The sequence below is a fragment of the Mesorhizobium sp. B1-1-1 genome (genome assembly GCF_006442955.1).
GTDB lineage: Bacteria > Pseudomonadota > Alphaproteobacteria > Rhizobiales > Rhizobiaceae > Mesorhizobium.
The window spans coordinates 169,812-187,913 of the sequence record NZ_VFWW01000010.1 but is presented as its reverse complement, the minus strand read 5'-3'; the positions used below and the strand labels follow the sequence as shown (position 1 = coordinate 187,913).

Genomic DNA, 18,102 nt, shown 5'->3' with positions numbered 1-18,102 from the left:
GGTTCCCATGCCTGAAATCACGACAAAGCCCCGTACGCAGACCCTACCCAAGACCGAGCGGCCGAAGCTCTACAAGGTCATCCTGCTCAATGACGATTTCACGCCGCGTGAATTCGTGGTGACGGTGCTGAAAGGCGAGTTCAAGCTCAGCGAAGACCAGGCGCATCGGGTGATGATCACGGCGCATCGGCGCGGCGTCTGCGTCGTCGCCGTCTTCACCAAGGACGTCGCCGAGACAAAGGCGACACGGGCCACCGACGCCGGCAAGGCCAAGGGCTATCCGCTGATGTTCACGACGGAGCCGGAAGAGTAGAGCAGGTTTCTTCCCTTCTCCCACAAGGGGAGGAGGGAAAATGCTCCTATCGTCCTTCGCGGTACCACATCGAACCCATCGCCAGCAGCAGCAGGCCGAGGCCGAGAAAGCCGCCGAACAGCGGAACGCGCGAGACCGCCTTGAGCACGCTGTCGTCGGTGGTGCGCAGGCCGATCCAGTCGGCGCCGGACGCTTCTCCCGAGGACCGTACGGGGACGATCGAGGGCAAGGTCACGTCGCCGCCTCCAAGGGTCGATCCCGCAAGCCTGCGAACGCTGCCGCTGGTGGCTTCGGCGGGAGCCTTCAGCCGGTCCTGCGTGGAAACGACGTCGGCGAATTCGGGTGCGTTGACCGGCCCGACATGGGCGAGAGCGGTAAGGTCGCCATTGCCGACCTGGTAAAGGCCGATCTCGGAGGTCTGGGCGCTGCCCAGGAAGACACCGGGTTCGGATTTCTCGAGTTTGACGGTGATGGTCTTGCCGGAGGGCGTGATGATCTGGGCCGGGCCGGGGTCGTCGGCCATGGTCTGGCGGCGAATTTCCAGCACCATGCCGCGCCCGTCGGCGGTCAGCCGTTCCTCCTCGAGTTCTGGCTCCTTCATCAGCCAGTGGGCGATTCGGCGGTAGAGCTGGACATGCGGGCCGCCGCCTTCGAAGCCGCGCGCCCACAGCCAGCCCTGGTCGGACAGAAGCATGCCGACGCGGCCTTCTCCCTTGCGGTCGAGCAGGAGTAGCGGCCGGTTGTCGGCTCCCTTCATCACCACCTCGCCTTCGGGATTCTGCACACCGATGGTGCGGAACCAGCGGCTCCAGTGCGGCGGCTCGCTGGCAGAGCCGTCGAGACCGCGCGTCACCGGATGGCGCTGGCCGATGTCGGTGAGGCGTGGGTAGAACGCCTTGTCGACGACCTCGCCGGTCGGCATCGCCGGCAGCGCCGACATCAGCGGCGTGCGCGCGATCGAGCTTTCACCGGCATATTCGGGTCCGGCCGCAATCAGCAGCGCGCCGCCTTTTTCGACATATTCGGAGATGTAGTCGTAATAGAGGATCGGCAGCACGTCGCGGTGCTGGTAGCGGTCGAAGATGATCAGGTCGAAATCCTTGATCTTCTCGACGAACAGTTCCCGCGTCGGGAAGGCGATCAGCGACAATTCGTTGATCGGCGTGCCGTCCTGCTTCTCCGGTGGCCGCAGGATGGTGAAATGGACGAGATCGACCGAGGCGTCGGATTTCAACAGATTGCGCCAGGTGCGCTCGCCCGCATGCGGCTCGCCAGAGACGAGCAGCACGCGCAGGTTCTCGCGAATGCCGTCGACCAGCGCGATGGCGCGGTTGTTGGTGTCGGTGAGCTCGCCCGGCTCGCGATCGATGGCGAGTTCGATGATGTTGCGCCCAGCGCCGGGAATGGTCACGTGCAGCGGCATGGCCTGCCCGACGGTGGCATGCTCGACCGCGACCTGCTCGCCATTGACCGAAACGCGCACATCGACCGGCCCGGTCTCGTTGCTGGTTGAAATCACGCGATAGGTCATATCGAGCGGCTTGCCGACGAGGGCGAAGCGGGGCGCGTTCTCGAAACGTATGCGGCGATCCTTCTCGTGGTCGTTGCCGGTGATCAAGGCGTGCAGCGGGGCATTGAAATCAGGCGCGCCGGCGGGTGCGTCATGCACTTCGCCATCGGTGATCATGACGGCGCCGCCGATGCGCGAGGGCGGCACGTCGCGGAAGGCGTTTTCGAGCGCGCCGAACAGCCGCGTTTCCGTGCGTTCCTCGGCGGCTTCCGACTTGCCGGCCTCGACGACGCGGACGTCGAACTGCTTGAAGCGGCCGAGGCGCTGCTCAAGCCCGGCCAGCGCCTCGTCGGTCTGTTTGGTCCGTTCACCGATGTCCTGGCTCTGGCTCCGGTCGACGATCAGGGCAACCACGCTTTGCTGCGGCTCGCGCTCCTCGTTGAGGAACACCGGATTGAAGAGAGCGGCGGCGAGCGCCAGCAATGCGACGAGGCGCAGGACCGCGCCGCGCTGGCGAAACCACAGGCCGACGGCCGCGAGCAGGGCCAGCGGCACCAGCACAAGGGCCAGCAGCGGCCAGGAGATCAGCGGTTCGAAGGAGATCGACCAGTTCATGCCTTACCCTCCCCCTTGCAGGGAGGGCCGATCCGGGGAGCGAGCGCAAGAAGGAGCGTCATCTTACTGGCCCAACCGTTCAAGCAATATGGGCACGTGCACCTGGTCGGATTTGTAGTTGCCGGTCAGCATGTACATCATGATGTTGACCCCGGCGCGCAACGCATAGATGCGCTGCATCGGGTCGTTGGGCACGGTCGGCAGCAGCGGGTCGCCATTCTCGTCGACGGCCCAGGCGCCGGCGAAATCATTAGCGGTGATCATGATCGGCGAGACGCCGTCACCGGTACGCACCGGCCGGTTTTCGGCATTGCTGGCGTCGAGCGATGCCTCGACCCAGAGCGGGCTGCCGGCGAAGCGGCCGGGGAATTCGGGCAGGATAAAGAAGGATTTGGTCAGCACATGATCCGACGGCACCGGCTCCAGCGGCGGCACGTTGAGGTTGCCGAGGATGTCGCGCAGCCGCTCGGTGGCGGGGCTGGTCGAGTCGGCGCCGATGCCGTTGGCGAACTGGTCGCGCGTGTCGAACAGCACGGTGCCGCCCTGCTGCATATAGGCATCGATACGGGCAATCGCGGCCTGGCTGGGCATGGCTGCGGCCGGATCGATCGGCCAATAGATGAGGGGAAAGAACGAAAGCTCGTCCTTGGAGATGTCGACGCCGGCCGGCGCGCCCGGCTCGAGCGCGGTCTTCTCGATGAGGAAGCGGGTCAGGCCCTCGAGCCCGGCGCGACTGATCGAATCGTCGCCGGGCACGCCGGTCAGCACATAGGCGATCCGGGTCTTGGAGATGTCCTCTATGGCGGCGGTGTCGCCAGGCTTGGCATCGTCGGCGCGCGCGGGGCCGACATGGCCGAACAGCGCGCCGAGCCCGATCAGAATGGCCGCCATGGTGGTTACGGCCGCAGCGCGGCGCGGCCTGCGCGTCAACAGGCCGCCCATCCAGAACACCGCCAGCGTATCGAGCACCATCAGCGCCAGCGCGGCGGCCACCAGCGCGCCCTTCAAATTGCGCGATTCGTCAAAGGCATACTGAATTGTGGTGACCGGGACAGTGATTTGCGGGCGCGCCAGCGGCGCAAGCGTGCTTGTCGCATCGAGCAAATTGTGGGCGAAAACGCCGGCTTCCGAGCCATAGAGGCCGGGCGGGTTTTCGAAGGTCACCGGCAGTGTACCGGCGCCCGGCACCAGCGGGCGCGCATCCGGCGTCGGCGGCACCAGCATTCCGTCGGCCGCTATCATGCGGTAGGGCGCCAGCGAGGTGGCGGCGGCTTCCGCATTGGCGATGGCGGCGCCCTGGTTGCGCGACAACTGCACGATGCGGCGCAGCATCTCGACGAAGCTGCCGGAGATCGGCAGGTTCGACCAGGTCGCTTCGGGCGTGACGTGGAACAGCACGAGCGTGCCCTTGCCCTTCTTCAGGCCGGTGACCAGAGGCGTGCCGTCGGCAAGCGCTGCCCAGGTGCGCTCGACGATATCGGGCGTCGGTTCGGCCAGCACCTGCCTGGAAACGGTCACCTCGGTCGGCGGCGCCAGGTCGGCGAAGGGGCCAGCCTTGGGGAATTCGGTGACCGGCTGCGGCGTGGTCCATGACAATGCGCCGCCGAGCGAGCGTTCGCCGGTGCGCAGACGCACCGGCAGAAGGTCGTCGTCATTGCCGGCGGCGGCCAGCCGCGACCCGGCGAAACGCACCAGGGTGCCGCCCTTTTCAACCCAGTCGACGAGCCTTGGCCTGATCTGTGCGGGAATGGTGCCGATATCGGCCATGACGATCATCGCCGGCTTCTGGTCGAGGATCTGCGGAATGGCGTCGGCCAGGTCGGCGCTGGAAGGTTCGACCAGGTCGGCGAAGGGCTGGAGCGCGCGCCTGATATAGTAGAGCGGCGACAGAAGCGGCTGCGCCTGGTCGGCCTCGGCCTGCGACAGGAGCCCGACACGGCGGCGCTTGGAGCTTTCGTCCAGCACGCGCACCGCGCCCGCCTGACGCTCGCCATCGAGCGCGATCGAGGCGAAATCGTTGCGCAGCTCGAACGGCACCGCCATGGTGCCGGTGGCGGTGGATTGGCCGGGTGCGAAAGTCAGCGTCGCATCGGCGATGCGGCGGCCCTTGTCGTCGAAGGCGCCAGCGGTGACTTGCGCCGGGGCCGCATCGCCGGGCGCGCGGATGGCGGTGAGGGCAAAACCGTCGACGTCGTTCTCGGCGCCTGTCAGGCCGGTCAGCGACATCCGGTCGGCAACGGCCCACACGACGCGGGCGGCGTTTTTGGACAGGAGCGTGTTGAAGGCGGCCTCGTCGCCCTTCGCCGCCAGTCCGTCGGCCAGCACGGCGACGCTGGCGCCCGGCAGGCGCTCCAGGGCGGCGGCGACGCGGGCGTAGACCGCCGGCCGGTCGGTCGGGATCGGCCGCGGCTTTGCCGCGCGCAGGCGGTCGAGCGCCGCGGCCGCATCGAAGGGGCCGATCTCGGCATTGGGTTTTTCGGCGGTGAAGGCGATGATGACCGGCACGCCGTTCGAACCGGCGTCGGCGATCAGCCGCTCGGCGGTTGCGATGCGCTTGTTCCAGTCGGCGGCGCTTGCCCAGCCATTGTCGACGACCAGCGCCAGGGCCGCGCCCTCGGCCGGCAGTTTCTCGCGCGGATTGAAGACCGGTTCGGCAAGGGCGGCGACGATGAGCGCCGCCATCAGCAGCCTGAGCAGCGTCAGCCACCAGGGGCTCTGCTGCGGGGTTTCCTCGCGCTTCAGCACGCGCGCCAGGATCTTCAGCGGCGGAAACACCTCGGTCTGCGGCCTGGGCGGGGTCAGCCTGAGCAGCCACCAGATCACCGGCAGCGCCAAAAGACCCCACAGCAGCATGGGCGCGCCAAAGGAAAGCGGCAGCCAGCTCATGCGACGGCCTTTCCGGCGCGATCGCCAGCGATCGGCCTGGGCTGATCGCCACCGGCGATCATGCCGACGTGGCCAATAGCGGTCAGCCCGGGCTGACCGCCATCCGTCATCGCCATGTGCAGGCGTACCAGGGCGTCGGAAGCCAGCCGATCGGTGTGGTTGACGGTGAAGCTCCAGCCGAGCCGCTTGCACCAGCTGGCCAGTTCCTGGCGTCGGGCGCCATAGAGCAGGCGATACTCATCGGCCAGCATCTCGGCGCGGCCGGCGGTCAGCTTGTCGCCGCTCTCCGGGTCGGTGAATTCGGTGCGGCCGGCATAGGGGAATGTCTCCTCGGCCGGGTCGGCGACCTCGATCAGATGCGCGCGCACGCCATGGCGGGCGAGCACGTCGAGCCAGGCCATCGTTTCCTCGACCGGGTCGAGGAAATCACTGGCGATGACGATGTCGCAGAAGCGGCGGATGCCGGAGAGATCGGGCTTGGCCGGCAAGTCGCCGGCATGCATGAGCTGGGCGGCGATGCGCTCGGCGCCGTTGCGGGCGGTGAACGGATCGGTAAGGCCGGGCCAGGCGATGCGCTCACCGCTGCGCGACAGCAGCTCGGCCATGGCCAGCGCCAGCACCAGGCCGCGCGATTGCTTGGAAACGGCGGCACCGGTCGATTTGTAGAGCATGGACGGCGAGGGATCGGCCCACAGCCACACCGTATGGGCCGCCTCCCACTCGCGGTCGCGTACATAGGTGTGGTCGTCGCGGGCCGAGCGGCGCCAGTCGATGCGGGAGGAATCGCCTTCGACATAGGGCCGGAACTGCCAGAAATTCTCGCCGATGCCGCGCTTGCGGCGGCCATGCCAGCCGGCGATCACGGTGTTGACGATGCGGCGCGCCTCGACCAGCAAGTCGGGCACGAGCGAAGCCCGCAACCGGCCGCGGGCGAGCGCGTCGCGCGTCGCTGCCGGAGCCTGGAGCTCGCCGATGCGCGCCATCAAATCCCTTTCACGAGCTTGGCCACCACGTCGCGCACGCTGGTGCCTTCGGCGCGGGCGGCGAAGGTCAGCGCCATGCGGTGCTGGAGCACCGGCTCGGCCAGAGCACGCACATCGTCGACCGACGGCGCCAGCCGCCCATCATAGAGCGCGCGCGCCCTCGTGCACAGCATCAGTGCCTGGCTGGCGCGGGGACCCGGGCCCCAGGCGACATGCCTGTCGGTTTCGGCATTGCCCTGGCCGGGGCGCGCCGAGCGCACCAGGGCCAGGATTGCCTCGACCACGCTTTCAGGCACCGGCATGCGGCGGATCAGCGTCTGAATATCCCTCAGCCGCGCCGGCTGCAGCACATTCTGTGCCTTCGCGTCCTCGACCCCAGTGGTTTCCAAAAGGATGCGGCGCTCGGCCTCGAGTTCGGGATAGAGGATGTCGACCTGCATCAAAAAACGGTCGAGCTGTGCCTCGGGCAGCGGATAGGTGCCTTCCTGCTCCAGCGGGTTTTGCGTCGCGAGCACATGGAAAGGCGAGGGCAGGTCGTGGCGGGCACCGGCAATGGTGACGTGATACTCCTGCATGGCCTGCAGCAGCGCCGACTGGGTGCGCGGCGAGGCGCGGTTGATCTCGTCGGCCATCAGCAATTGCGCGAAGATCGGCCCGGAAATGAAGCGGAAGGAGCGCTTGCCGAATTCGTCCTGCTCCATCACCTCGGAGCCGAGAATGTCCGAGGGCATCAGGTCGGGGGTGAATTGGATGCGGCGCGAATCGAGGCCGAGCACGATGCCCAGCGTCTCGACCAGCTTGGTCTTGGCGAGGCCCGGCACGCCGACCAGCAGCGCGTGGCCGCCGGCCAGAAGCGCCACCAGAGCGCGTTCGACGACACTTTCCTGGCCGAAGATGATGCGACCGACCCCGTCGCGGACCCTGGAAATGTCGGCCAGCGCCTTCTCGGCCTCGGCGATCATGTCTTTTTCGCTGATCGGGCTTTCCTTGACCATCACGCTCATGCAGCATCGATCCTTGTGGTTGGAAATACCAGCTTGACGCAGAATGCCGCGATTCGGCTCCGTCTGGCGCCTGCCTTCAAATTTAAATCACAGAGTTAGGCTGACAAGCGCAACAACAGTGACTATTTCGTGACGATGGCAGAGGGCTCCGAACAAAGACAGCAAAGCCTGGCGGCCGCGACCGAGGCGCGCGGCCTCGAGGCGCTGATCTCGCGTGCGGCCCGCGCCGGCAAGGGGCCGGCCCCGGTGGAGCGCTGGAATCCTGACTTCTGCGGCGATTTGGATATGGAAATCAAGGCTGACGGCACCTGGGTCTATCTCGGCACGCCGATCGGCCGCATGCCGCTGGTACAGCTTTTTTCCTCGGTGCTGCGCAAGGACGCGGACGGCAGGACCTATCTGGTGACGCCGGTGGAAAAGGTCGGCATCCGCATCGCCGACGCACCCTTCATCGCCGTCGAGATGGATGTCTCGGGCAGCGGCGAGGGCCAGATCATCACGTTCCGCACCAATGTCGGCGACGTCGTCGAGGCCGGACCGGAGCGGCCGCTGCGCTTCGTCGACGAGCACGAGACCGGCGGGCTGAAGCCTTATGTGCTGGTGCGCGGGCGGCTGGAGGCGCTGGTGGCGCGGCCGGTGATGTACGAACTGGTCGAGCATGGCGAGGAGATCGAGATCGGCGGCAGGTTGATGTTTGCCGTTCGTTCGAAAGGCCAGGCCTATCCGATCATGCCGGCCGACAGGCTGAGGCAGCTGAGCGCGTGACGGACAGTTCATGATGGACCAGGTGACGCCGACGCCCTTTTCCATTGCCGATTTGCGCGCGCGCTTTGCCGCGCAGCCGCAGGCGCATGCCGGCGACGACTATGGCGATCATCGCTTCAATCCAGGCCATCCGCGCCTCCACCGGGCGAAACCGCTGCGCGAAGCGGCGGTGCTGATCCCGATCGTCGATCACCAGGACGATGCCACGGTTCTTTTGACCAAGCGGGCCGAGACGCTGCGCAACCATTCCGGGCAGGTGGCCTTTCCCGGCGGGACGATCGATCCGACCGACGCCAGTCCGGAAGCGGCGGCGCTGCGCGAGGCTTTCGAGGAGATCGGCCTTGGCCGGGACCATATCGAGGTCATCGGCCGCATGCCCGATTATGTCGCGGGCAGTGGTTACAGGATCGCGCCGGTGCTGGGCATCGTGCGGCCGCCTTTCCAGCTGACGCTCAATGCCGAGGAGGTCGACTTGGCCTTCGAAGTGCCGCTGCGCTTCCTCATGGATCCGGCCAACCACATCAGGGACAGCCGCATTTGGAACGATCTCGAATGGTTCTTCTATGACATGCCCTATGGCGACCGGCGCATCTGGGGCGTCACCGCCGGCATCATCCGCACGCTCTATGAAAGGCTCTATGGGTGAAGGTCTCGATCGCTGACAGGGCCGACTGGCTCGGCGACAAGCATCTGCAGCGCCTGCTTGCCATTCTGGCGAGTGGCGGCGAGGCAGCGCGGGTCGCCGGCGGCGCGGTGCGCAACACGCTGATCGGCCAGCCCGTCGCCGACATCGACATCGCCACCACCTGCCTGCCGCAGGAGACGATCCGCCGCGCCGAGGCGGCGAGGTTCAAGACGGTTCCGACCGGCATCGAGCACGGCACGATCACCGTGATTGCCGGCGGCAAGCCTTATGAAATCACCACGCTGCGCGCGGATATCGAGACCGACGGCCGCCGCGCCAAGGTGTCGTTCGGGCGAGACTGGAAGCTTGATGCCGAACGGCGCGACTTCACCATCAATGCGCTCTACGCGGAAGCCGACGGCACGGTCGTCGATCTGGTCGGCGGCGTCGCCGACATAGAGGGGCGCCGGCTGCGCTTCATCGGCGATCCGGAAGCGCGCATCCGCGAGGACTATCTGCGTATCCTGCGCTTTTTCCGCTTCTTCGCCTGGTATGGCGAAGGCCGGCCGGACGCTGAGGGGCTGAAGGCTTGCGCCCGGCTGAAGGGAGGGCTCGTGCAGCTCTCGGCCGAGCGCGTCTGGTCCGAACTCAAGAAGCTGTTGTCGGCGGCCGATCCGTCCCGCGCGCTGTTGTGGATGCGGCAGGCAAGCGTTTTGACCAGCGTGCTGCCGGAAAGCGAGAAATGGGGCATCGACGCGATCCACGGCCTGGCCAGAGCCGAGAAGGATCTGGGCTGGACCGCGGACCCGCTGCTCAGGCTGGAGGCGATCGTGCCGCCGGATGCGGCGCGCATGAAGACGCTGGCCGAGCGGCTGAGACTGTCGACGGCGGAAGCAAACCGTTTGCGCGACTGGGCGCTTACGCCGGGAATCGAGCCGAAAACGACCGAAGGCGAACTGGCCAAGACGCTCTACCGCGGCGACCGGCAGGGGGTCGTCGACCGGCTTCGCCTGTCACTCGCAGCGGCACGGGTGCGCGCGGTGGACCAGACCGATGCGCTCATCGAGGCAGGCGGCTTTTCCCGACTTCTCGCCTTCGCATTGAGATGGGAAAGGCCCGTGTTTCCGCTCAAGGGCGCCGATCTGACGGCGATCGGGGGGATGCCCGGGCCAAAACTCGGCGCGATCCTCAGGAATCTCGAAGTGGAATGGGTCGATGCCGGGTTTGGGCCCGATCGCGACGCGCTGCTCAAGCGCGCCGCGCAGGCCCTGAAGGCCGGATAGAGCATTCGTCAACGCAATCCGGGCGGAAATCGCCGCGATTTCCGGAACTTGCTCCAAATCAGGCCGCGTCGCGGACCTTCTCGATGCGCGAGCGGATCGCTTCGATCATCGTTTCGCGGATGATCGTCTCGCCATGCGTCTCGCGCATATGTTCGACGGCACGGCGCATGACCTCGGCTTCCTCCTCGGCGCGCGTGTGCCATTCACAACCTGGAACGAGCGAGCCGCAGTGGAATTCCTTCATGGGATTTCTCCTTTTCCTCCATGGAGTCCGGTCGACCGTCCTGCAAAAGGCGGCAGGGACTCCGCATCTTCTTGGCACGTTGTCCGACCCTAAGACCGGTTGGACCGCAAGCGGGTGAAACCATAACACAGATGGGGTGGCATTGATTGCCGTCAACGGAAAAAAAGGCGGAGCAGCGCTGCTCCGCCCTCTTACGCCAGCCCTATGGGCAGGTCATCACTTCATGATCTTGACTGCCTCGGCAACCTTATCCTTGCCGCTCATGTCCCATGAAACTCTGACCTTCTCGCCGACCTTCAGGCCAGGATCCTTGAAGGTCCGGGGAAGCGTAAAAGACGATCCATTGTCGAGAACCAGGCTTTTGGCCGCCGTATCAAAGGTCTTGATCGTGCCGGTGGTGTGCTTGACGGCGGCGAATGCCACCGAACCGGAAGCAAGAAGGGCAGCCGCTGCGGCCGAAACAATGATCTTGCGCATTGCGAAGTACTCCTGGAAAGCGCGGGCACCCTTTTGGCAGAGGTGTCCCGCATCGTCCTGGGCCGTCCGGTTGCGTCGAGTCGCGATCCGCTTCGTTCTGACGCAATTCCGAACGGAGAACCGCTCTGCACTCCTGGAATTGCGCAGGCGAACCGCCGGCGCTTCCCGACCCGTCCCGACAAATAGCCTAGTCTTTTCCGATGCCTATTAGACGAAAAAGAAACTTTGCGACGGCTCCCGCGCCACATTCGGTGCCCATTTCGCAGCGAATGGGACATCAATGCGGCTCACGGCGCGCTCACCATCTTTTTACGGCCAGCGAGCCTCCGGCGGCAGGCTGGAGAGGATCGAGGCGACGTTTCCGCCGGTTTTCAGGCCGAAGATGGTGCCGCGATCGTGAAGCAGGTTGAACTCGACGTAACGGCCGCGACGGATGAGCTGTTCGTCGCGGTCGCCATCGGTCCAGTTCTCGTTGAAATTACCCCGCACCAGATGGCCGTAGACCACGAGAAAAGCGCGCCCGACATCCTGGACGAAGTTGAAATCGGCATTCCAGCCGCCTTTGTCCTCGCCCGAATGCAGCCAGTCGAAAAAGATGCCGCCGGTGCCGCGCGGCTCGTTGCGATGCGGAAGGAAGAAATACTCGTCGCACCAGGCCTTGAATTTCGCATGGTCGGCGATGCCGGCGTTCTTCTCGCAGGCGAACTGCATGGCGCGGTGGAAGGCCATTGTGTCAGGGTCGTCCTGTGTGCGGCGTCGGTCGAGCACCGGGGTGAGGTCGGCGCCGCCGCCGAACCAGTGGCGCGAGGTGACGACCATGCGCGTATTCATGTGCACGGCCGGAACGTTGGGGTTCCAAGGGTGCGCGATCAGCGAAATGCCGGATGCCCAGAAGCGCGGGTCCTCCTCGGCGCCGGGCATCTGCTTCCTGAATTCGGGCGAGAATTCGCCGTAAACCGTCGAGGTGTGGACGCCAACCTTCTCGAAGACTCGGCCGTGCATCATCGACATGGTTCCGCCACCGCCCTTGCCGGAGTCACGCTCCCACGGCGTCCTTTCGAACCGGCCCGGCGACCATGAAGCGAGCGGGCCCTGGAGATCCTGCTCGATCTGCTCGAAGGCGCCGCAGATGCGTTCTCGCAGCGCCTCGAACCACAGCCGTGCCTTCATCTTCTTTTCTTCGATGTCGGCGGGCAGGCCAACCGGTATTTCAGGTCGTTCCAAGTGCTGTCTCCGGTTTCGGGGCGGCCGGCCCCTACAAATGACTCGTCTTTTGCCGGCGCGATCCCTAATCTCTTAGGGGAAAGGGTCAAGTCTGATCTGATCGGAGCAAGGAGACCTTCGTGCGCACCCCGGCAAGACCGCCGTTGGATGGCCTGAAGAAAAGGCTCGATCAAAGCCGGGCTGAACGCGCGCGCATGCCGCGCGACGGATTTTTGCGCGAGACCTTCGTCCTGCCGCGTTCGGACGCTCGCCTCAAGGCAAAGGAATGGTTCGAGCGCTTCCCCAAGCAGGCTTACTGGACCGAGATCGAAAGCTGGTTCGAACGGCCGGGCGATTTGATCGAATTCACCATAAGGCGCCTGCCGGCGGCGGATTAGGATTTCCTCGCCCTGTTTACGGGGACAACCCAATACAGGCGCGGCCCCTTGTATCCGCCTTCACTACGCTCAGGCACCTTCTCTCCGTGAACCGAGAGAAGGAAGAACCAGCCTTCTCGCCCCTGTTCCTTCCCTGGCCAGCCGGTCATCCTTGTTGCGGAGCGGACATTTGTCGATCGACATGCAGCCGCAGCCGATGCAGTCGGTCAGCCCGTCGCGCAATTTCTTCAATTGACCGATCTTGCGGTCGAGCCCGTCGCGCCAGGCGGTCGACAGCAGGCTCCAGTCGTCGCGCGTCGGGGTGCGGCCCTCGGGTAGGGATTGAAGCGCCGTCGCTATCTCGGCCAGCGAAATGCCGACCTCCTGCGCGATCTTGATGATGGCCACGCGCCTTAGCACGTCGCGGCCGTAGCGGCGCTGGTTGCCTGACGTGCGGTGGCTGCGGATCAGGCCGCGAGCTTCGTAGAAATGCAGCGCCGACACCGCGACACCGCTGCGCGCGGCCACTTGGCCAACCGTTAATTCCGCTGCTGGCGCCATCTCGCACTTTTCCGCTTGACCTCAAGTTAAGTTGAGCTTGTAGCGAAGAAGCCATCGACATGCAAACGACAGGAGATGGCTATGTGCGCCTGGGTGAGAATGACGGGCGAGGGCCGTGTCGCGGGCGCCGGCGGGACCGTGGCCGCCGCTTCAGCGGATGGCATTCTGGCCCAGTTGTCGCGTGGCTTCGCCGGCCACCATGGCGGCGGAGAGGGCCACATTGATGCTGCGCGCGCCGGCCTGCATCGGGATCGTCAGCCGCGCGTCCGCCGCCTGATGGACCGGATCCGGCACGCCTGCGGATTCACGGCCGAACAAAAGGATATCGCCAGTGGCGAAGTTGAAGCTGGTGTATGGGGTCGCGGCCTTGGTCGACAGCAGCACCAGCCGGCGCGCGCGGGCCTTGCGCCACTCCTCGAAGGCGTGCCAGTCGACATGCCGGGTCAGGGCAGCCATTTCGAGATAATCCATGCCGGCGCGCCTGAGCGCTTTATCGGAGAGCGGAAAGCCGGCCGGTTCGATGATGTCGACGCCGATCCCGAGGCAGGCGGCGAAGCGCAGGATTGTGCCGGTGTTGCCGGCGATGTCAGGCTGGTAGAGGGCGATGCGGAGACGGTCGTTCATTTCCGCATCCTTCTATTAAGTGGCAAATTGGCCACAGCGGCTTCGCGGTTTTGGAAATTGCTGGACCTGCGGGTGGCCATTTTCTGCGAACTCGGGTATACAGCGTACATTGTCAACCCGAACCGAAGGAGGGGTAATTCATGATGGCCATGCACATCCAGCACCCTCTCCGTGGGCCTACATGCCCGCTGGCGGTTTCGGTACGACGGTTCTCCTGATCTCTTAGACGCTTCCGCACCGATTTCCGCCGAAACCATTCCCTGGTCTTCGAAGGAATCCTGCGATGTTTTTCAAGCTGCCGAAGGGGCCGATGGCCCCGCCCCAACGCGTCTCGACTGATCAGCTGCCGATCCCGCGGCAGGACGTCGAACACCCTTTTTATCTCTATTTTCGCACGGAGGACGGACCGATGTTCGATCCCTACAGAATACCGGGCTCGAGGAGCCTGCATATCCACCGGCTGCCGACCTGGGCGCTGCTGATCGGCGAAACCTATTCGTCGGCGGTCCACGCCGAGGTTCGCCGGCGTCCGCATCGCGGCATGCTGCCGGATGTCGATTTCTCGCGCGCGGTTCCCGACCCGAGCCGGCCCTCGTTGGTGCGCCGTCTCATCCGGGCGATCCGGCCGGGCGCGAAGATCCGCCTTGTCGACACCGCACCGTCAGGATCAACAAAAGAGCCTGTCGGCGAAAAGCCCGCGAACCCCTATATAGCGCGAAGCAGGGCCGACGGTCCGGATGATTCCGGACCGTCGGCCCTCGGCGCCATGCGGTCCGAGGACTTCGCACGTTCACGCGCCGCGTGAGCGGAAACAGATTTCATGAGCATGACCTATGTTGTTGTTTAGCTGGTTTGAAAAAAGGCTCGATCCGTTCCCGGGCGCGGAGCCGGTCGAGCCGCCCAAGACGCTGGTTGCCTTCTGCCTGCATTACACGCGCGGCGCATGGCCCTATATCCTGGTCGATGCGGTGCTGGTGGCGGCAATCGCCATCGCGGAAGTGTGGATGTTCGGCTTCCTCGGCCGCATCGTCGACTGGCTTTCGGCGCAGAACCGCGAAACCTTCCTGCAGACGGAGGGCTGGAAGCTCGCCAGCATGGCCTTCATCGTGCTGTTCGCGCTGCCTGGCACGGTATGGCTGCATTCGCTGCTCAACCAGCAGACGCTGATGGGCAACTATCCCATGCGTATCCGCTGGCAGGTGCATCGCTATCTGCTCAAGCAGTCGATGAGCTTCTACCAGGACGAATTCGCCGGCCGCATCGCCACCAAGCTGATGCAGACGGCGCTCGCCGTGCGCGAATGCGTGATCAAGGTGATCGACGTCCTGAACTACGTCATCGTCTATTTCCTCGGCATGCTGCTCATCGTCGGCTCGGCCGACTGGCGGCTGGCCGCACCGCTCGGCGTGTGGATGGTCGGCTACATCCTTCTGCTGCGCTATTTCATTCCTCGGCTGGGCAAGGTCGGCGAGGAACAGGCCAATGCGCGCTCGGTCATGACCGGCCGCGTTGTCGACAGCTACTCCAACATCCAGACGGTCAAACTGTTCAGCCATGCCCGCCGCGAGGCCTCCTTCGCCAAGGAGGGCATGATGGGCTTCCTCGACACGGTCTACCGGTCGATGCGGCTGGTGACGGTGCTGTTCGGCTCGCTCTACATCCTGAATGCGCTTCTCCTGTTCTCGGTTACCGCCATCTCGTTGTGGCTGTGGCTGGGCCAGGCGGTGACGATCGGCGCGGTCGCCGTGGTCATCGGCCTGGTTCTGCGGATGTGGGGCATGTCGCAGTGGATCATGTGGGAAATGTCGGGCCTGTTCGAGAATATCGGCACGGTGCAGGACGGCATCGCCTCGATTTCGCTGCCGCGCCTTGTCGAGGACAGGCCCGGTGCGAAGGAGATCACGGTCTCCAAAGGCGAGATACGCTTCGAGGACATCCGCTTCCACTATGGCAAGCAGAAGGGCGTCATCGAGAACCTGTCGCTGGCGGTGAAGCCGGGCGAGAAGGTTGGCATTGTCGGCCGCTCCGGCGCCGGCAAGTCGACGCTGGTCAATCTTCTGCTGCGGTTCTACGACCTCGAAGCCGGCCGTATCCTGATCGACGGCCAGGAGATCGCGGCGGTGAAACAGGATTCGCTGCGCGCCCAGATCGGCATGGTCACGCAGGACACCTCGTTGCTGCATCGTTCGGTGCGCGAAAACATCCTCTATGGCCGGCCCGACGCCAGCGACGACATGCTTGTCGAGGCTGCGCGGCGCGCCGAGGCGCTGGACTTCATCGCCGGGCTTTCGGACCATAGCGGCCGCAAGGGACTCGACGCCTATGTCGGCGACCGCGGCGTCAAACTGTCCGGCGGCCAGCGGCAACGCATCGCCATCGCTCGCGTTATGTTGAAGGACGCGCCCATACTTATCCTTGACGAGGCGACGTCGGCGCTGGATTCCGAGGCGGAAGCGGCCATCCAGGAGAACCTCTACAAGCTCATGCAAGGCAAGACCGTCATCGCCATCGCCCACCGGCTGTCGACCATCGCGGCGATGGACAGGCTTGTGGTGATGGACCAAGGCCGCGTCATCGAGGAAGGTTCGCACGAGGAATTGGTGGCCAAGGGCGGGCTCTACGCGCAGCTCTGGCAGCGCCAGTCGGGCGGTTTCCTGCTGGATGACGGCCCGATCGGTGCCGCAAACGACGTTGTTGCCAATGACGTTGGCGCAAAGGGACAAGCCGCTGAATGATGGCCGCCGCCGCATGATGACAGCCGTCTATCGCTGGTTCGAGAACTGGGTCTATCCGTTCAGGGAGCCCACGAATCTTCGGCCGCCGTCCGGCGTCGCCGGTTTTCTCTGGCACTATGTCGGCCAGGCCAAGTTCGCCTTCTTCGCCATGCTGGTCATCGGCGGCATCGCGCCGCTGGTCGAGGCCGGGCTGTTCTACTTTGTCGGGCGGCTGGTCGACATCCTTGACCAGCTTCCCGGCGAACGCAGCTGGCATGCGCTGTGGACGGCCGCCGGGCCGGAACTTGTGTTCATGATCGTCGTGGTGCTGGTCGTCCGCACCATCGTCGTCGGCCTGTCGGCCCTGGTCGACGAGCAGACAATTACGCCCGGCTTCTACAATCTGGTGCGCTGGCAGGCGCACCGGCACGTGGCGCGCCAGTCCTACTCCTTCTTCCAGAACGATTTCGCCGGCCGCATCGCGACAAAAGTCTGGCAGGCTGGGCAAGCGACCGGCGACCTGATGGAAAGCTTCATCGAGGTCGTCTGGTTCATGGTCGTCTATACGGTGACGACGCTGGCGCTGGTCGCGGGGCTCGATATCAGGCTCGCAGTGCTGGTGGTGATCTGGATCGCGGCCTTCGCCTGGCTGGCCAGGCTCTATCTGCCGGCAATCCGCAAACATGCCGAGGCGACCGCCGAGGCGGGGTCGATGATCACCGGCCGCATCGTCGATTCCTACTCCAACGTACAGACGCTGAAACTGTTCTCCGCCGATGGCGACGACCGCTACATCAGGAGCGGCTTCGACATCTATCTCGACGCGTTGCGCCCGTTCACGCGCCGGCTGACCGGCGTGCGCATGGCGCTGACGACGCTGTCGGGCATCATGATCACGGCGATCGGCTGCTTTGCCGTCTATCTCTGGGTCGAGGGCTCGATCACCGTCGGGGCGGTCGCCTTCACGCTGTCGCTGGTGCTGCGGCTCAACATGCTGCTTGGCCGGCTGATGATGCAGCTCAACAGCATCCTGCGCAATCTCGGCGTGCTGGAGAATTCCAAGGCGCTGATCTCGCAGCCGCTCGGTCTGGTCGACGCACCCGACGCCCGGGAACTGGTCGTGGCCGGCGGGCGCATCGAGGTGAAGAATGTCGAGTTCCACTACGGCAAGGGGTTCGGCGTGCTCAACGGCATCGATCTCGTGGTGCGGCCGGGCGAGAAGGTCGGGCTGGTCGGGCCGTCCGGCGCCGGCAAGACCACGCTCGCCAACCTTATCCTGCGGCTGTACGAACTCGAAGGCGGAAAGATCGCCATCGACGGCCAGGATGTCTCGCAGGTGACGCAAAATTCGCTGCGCGCCAATATCGGCGTCGTCAGTCAGGACACGGCACTTTTCCACCGTTCGCTGCGCGACAATATCAAACTCGGCATGCCCGACGCCACCGACGCGCAGGTGATCGCGGCGGCCAGGAAAGCCGAGGCGCATGATTTCATCCTGACCTTGCGCGACAATCGCGACCGACAGGGCTACGAGGCCTATGTCGGCGAGCGCGGCGTCAAACTGTCGGGCGGCCAGCGCCAGCGCGTGGCGATCGCGCGTGTCTTCCTCAAGGATGCGCCGATCCTGATATTGGACGAGGCGACCTCGGCACTTGATTCCGACATCGAGGCGGCGATCCAGGAAAACCTGACGCGGCTGATGGAAGGCAAGACGGTCATAGCCATCGCCCACCGGCTGTCGACGATCGCCGCGCTTGACCGCCTCGTCGTGCTCGACGGCGGCCGCATTGTCGAACAAGGCACGCATGACGAACTGGTGGCGCTCGACGGGCTCTACGCGCGGCTGTGGAAGCGTCAGTCCGGCGGCTTCCTCTATCACGAGGAAGCCGTGCTGGAAGAGACGCGGCCGGCGGAGTAG

17 protein-coding genes are annotated in these 18,102 nt (G+C 65.1%); 8 read left to right on the top strand and 9 right to left on the bottom strand.

The window, feature by feature from the left end:
* Window positions 1-7: 7 nt before the first annotated feature.
* Window positions 8-313 carry an ATP-dependent Clp protease adapter ClpS gene (clpS, locus tag FJ986_RS21940; protein WP_140496053.1) on the top strand — a complete coding sequence of 102 codons (306 nt, stop codon included), beginning with the start codon at window positions 8-10 and terminating at the stop codon, window positions 311-313.
* A gap of 46 nt (window positions 314-359) precedes the next feature.
* On the opposite strand, the gene FJ986_RS21935 is transcribed toward clpS, so the two are convergent.
* From FJ986_RS21935 to FJ986_RS21920, 4 genes are all read right to left on the bottom strand, one after another.
* Window positions 360-2,438: a hypothetical protein gene (locus tag FJ986_RS21935; RefSeq protein WP_140675600.1), complete on the bottom strand. Its 2,079-nt coding sequence runs from the start codon at window positions 2,436-2,438 to the stop codon at window positions 360-362.
* Between the two features lie 63 nt (window positions 2,439-2,501).
* Window positions 2,502-5,324 carry a DUF4159 domain-containing protein gene (locus FJ986_RS21930; protein WP_140496051.1) on the bottom strand — a complete coding sequence of 941 codons (2,823 nt, stop codon included), beginning with the start codon at window positions 5,322-5,324 and terminating at the stop codon, window positions 2,502-2,504.
* A complete protein-coding gene (locus FJ986_RS21925; protein ID WP_140675597.1) occupies window positions 5,321-6,307 on the bottom strand; it encodes a DUF58 domain-containing protein in 987 nt (328 codons plus the stop codon). Before FJ986_RS21925 ends, FJ986_RS21930 begins: the two co-directional genes overlap by 4 nt.
* Window positions 6,307-7,311 carry a MoxR family ATPase gene (locus FJ986_RS21920; RefSeq protein ID WP_140496049.1) on the bottom strand — a complete coding sequence of 335 codons (1,005 nt, stop codon included), beginning with the start codon at window positions 7,309-7,311 and terminating at the stop codon, window positions 6,307-6,309. Before FJ986_RS21920 ends, FJ986_RS21925 begins: the two co-directional genes overlap by 1 nt.
* Window positions 7,312-7,446: 135 nt before the next feature.
* Here FJ986_RS21920 and FJ986_RS21915 point away from each other — a divergent pair, with 135 nt between their 5' ends.
* From FJ986_RS21915 to FJ986_RS21905, 3 genes are read left to right on the top strand one after another with little or no spacing between them, the layout of a single operon-like run.
* The gene (locus tag FJ986_RS21915) at window positions 7,447-8,076 is read left to right on the top strand and encodes a DUF1285 domain-containing protein (RefSeq protein ID WP_140675691.1); all 630 of its coding nucleotides are present in this window, start codon (window positions 7,447-7,449) and stop codon (window positions 8,074-8,076) included.
* Window positions 8,077-8,089: 13 nt separating this feature from the next.
* The gene (locus FJ986_RS21910; RefSeq protein ID WP_140524963.1) at window positions 8,090-8,722 is read left to right on the top strand and encodes a CoA pyrophosphatase; all 633 of its coding nucleotides are present in this window, start codon (window positions 8,090-8,092) and stop codon (window positions 8,720-8,722) included.
* A complete protein-coding gene (locus FJ986_RS21905) occupies window positions 8,719-9,984 on the top strand; it encodes a CCA tRNA nucleotidyltransferase (RefSeq protein WP_140657069.1) in 1,266 nt (421 codons plus the stop codon). The genes FJ986_RS21910 and FJ986_RS21905 overlap by 4 nt, the downstream gene beginning before the upstream one ends.
* 58 nt (window positions 9,985-10,042) lie before the next feature.
* Here the strand turns inward: FJ986_RS21905 and FJ986_RS21900 are convergent, their stop codons facing one another.
* The 3 genes from FJ986_RS21900 to hemF all read right to left on the bottom strand — a co-directional run bounded on the left by FJ986_RS21900 (window position 10,043) and on the right by hemF (window position 11,929).
* Window positions 10,043-10,228 (bottom strand): DUF1059 domain-containing protein, encoded by a 186-nt coding sequence (locus FJ986_RS21900; RefSeq protein ID WP_140496047.1) that lies wholly within the window; start codon window positions 10,226-10,228, stop codon window positions 10,043-10,045.
* 216 nt (window positions 10,229-10,444) lie between these two features.
* The gene (locus tag FJ986_RS21895) at window positions 10,445-10,705 is read right to left on the bottom strand and encodes a DUF1344 domain-containing protein (protein WP_140516926.1); all 261 of its coding nucleotides are present in this window, start codon (window positions 10,703-10,705) and stop codon (window positions 10,445-10,447) included.
* Window positions 10,706-11,014: 309 nt separating this feature from the next.
* Window positions 11,015-11,929 (bottom strand): oxygen-dependent coproporphyrinogen oxidase, encoded by a 915-nt coding sequence (gene hemF / locus FJ986_RS21890; protein WP_140556107.1) that lies wholly within the window; start codon window positions 11,927-11,929, stop codon window positions 11,015-11,017.
* Between the two features lie 119 nt (window positions 11,930-12,048).
* Here hemF and FJ986_RS21885 point away from each other — a divergent pair, with 119 nt between their 5' ends.
* Entirely contained in the window at window positions 12,049-12,306 is a 258-nt protein-coding gene (locus FJ986_RS21885) for a hypothetical protein (RefSeq protein ID WP_023770299.1), read from the top strand.
* A gap of 69 nt (window positions 12,307-12,375) precedes the next feature.
* Here the strand turns inward: FJ986_RS21885 and soxR are convergent, their stop codons facing one another.
* Together soxR and FJ986_RS21875 are read right to left on the bottom strand one after the other, a co-directional pair.
* Entirely contained in the window at window positions 12,376-12,846 is a 471-nt protein-coding gene (gene soxR, locus FJ986_RS21880) for a redox-sensitive transcriptional activator SoxR (RefSeq protein WP_140496043.1), read from the bottom strand.
* 150 nt (window positions 12,847-12,996) lie between these two features.
* The gene (locus FJ986_RS21875; RefSeq protein WP_140496042.1) at window positions 12,997-13,470 is read right to left on the bottom strand and encodes a tRNA (cytidine(34)-2'-O)-methyltransferase; all 474 of its coding nucleotides are present in this window, start codon (window positions 13,468-13,470) and stop codon (window positions 12,997-12,999) included.
* A 283-nt stretch (window positions 13,471-13,753) separates the two neighbouring features.
* Here FJ986_RS21875 and FJ986_RS21870 point away from each other — a divergent pair, with 283 nt between their 5' ends.
* Genes FJ986_RS21870 through FJ986_RS21860 form a run of 3 tightly spaced genes read left to right on the top strand, consistent with a single transcriptional unit; the run spans window position 13,754 to window position 18,102 of the window.
* Complete coding sequence (locus tag FJ986_RS21870; protein WP_181165223.1) at window positions 13,754-14,275, top strand: hypothetical protein; 522 nt, start codon at window positions 13,754-13,756, stop codon at window positions 14,273-14,275.
* A 28-nt stretch (window positions 14,276-14,303) separates the two neighbouring features.
* Entirely contained in the window at window positions 14,304-16,205 is a 1,902-nt protein-coding gene (locus FJ986_RS21865; protein WP_140649707.1) for an ABC transporter ATP-binding protein, read from the top strand.
* 13 nt (window positions 16,206-16,218) lie between these two features.
* Complete coding sequence (locus FJ986_RS21860) at window positions 16,219-18,102, top strand: ABC transporter ATP-binding protein (RefSeq protein WP_140675594.1); 1,884 nt, start codon at window positions 16,219-16,221, stop codon at window positions 18,100-18,102.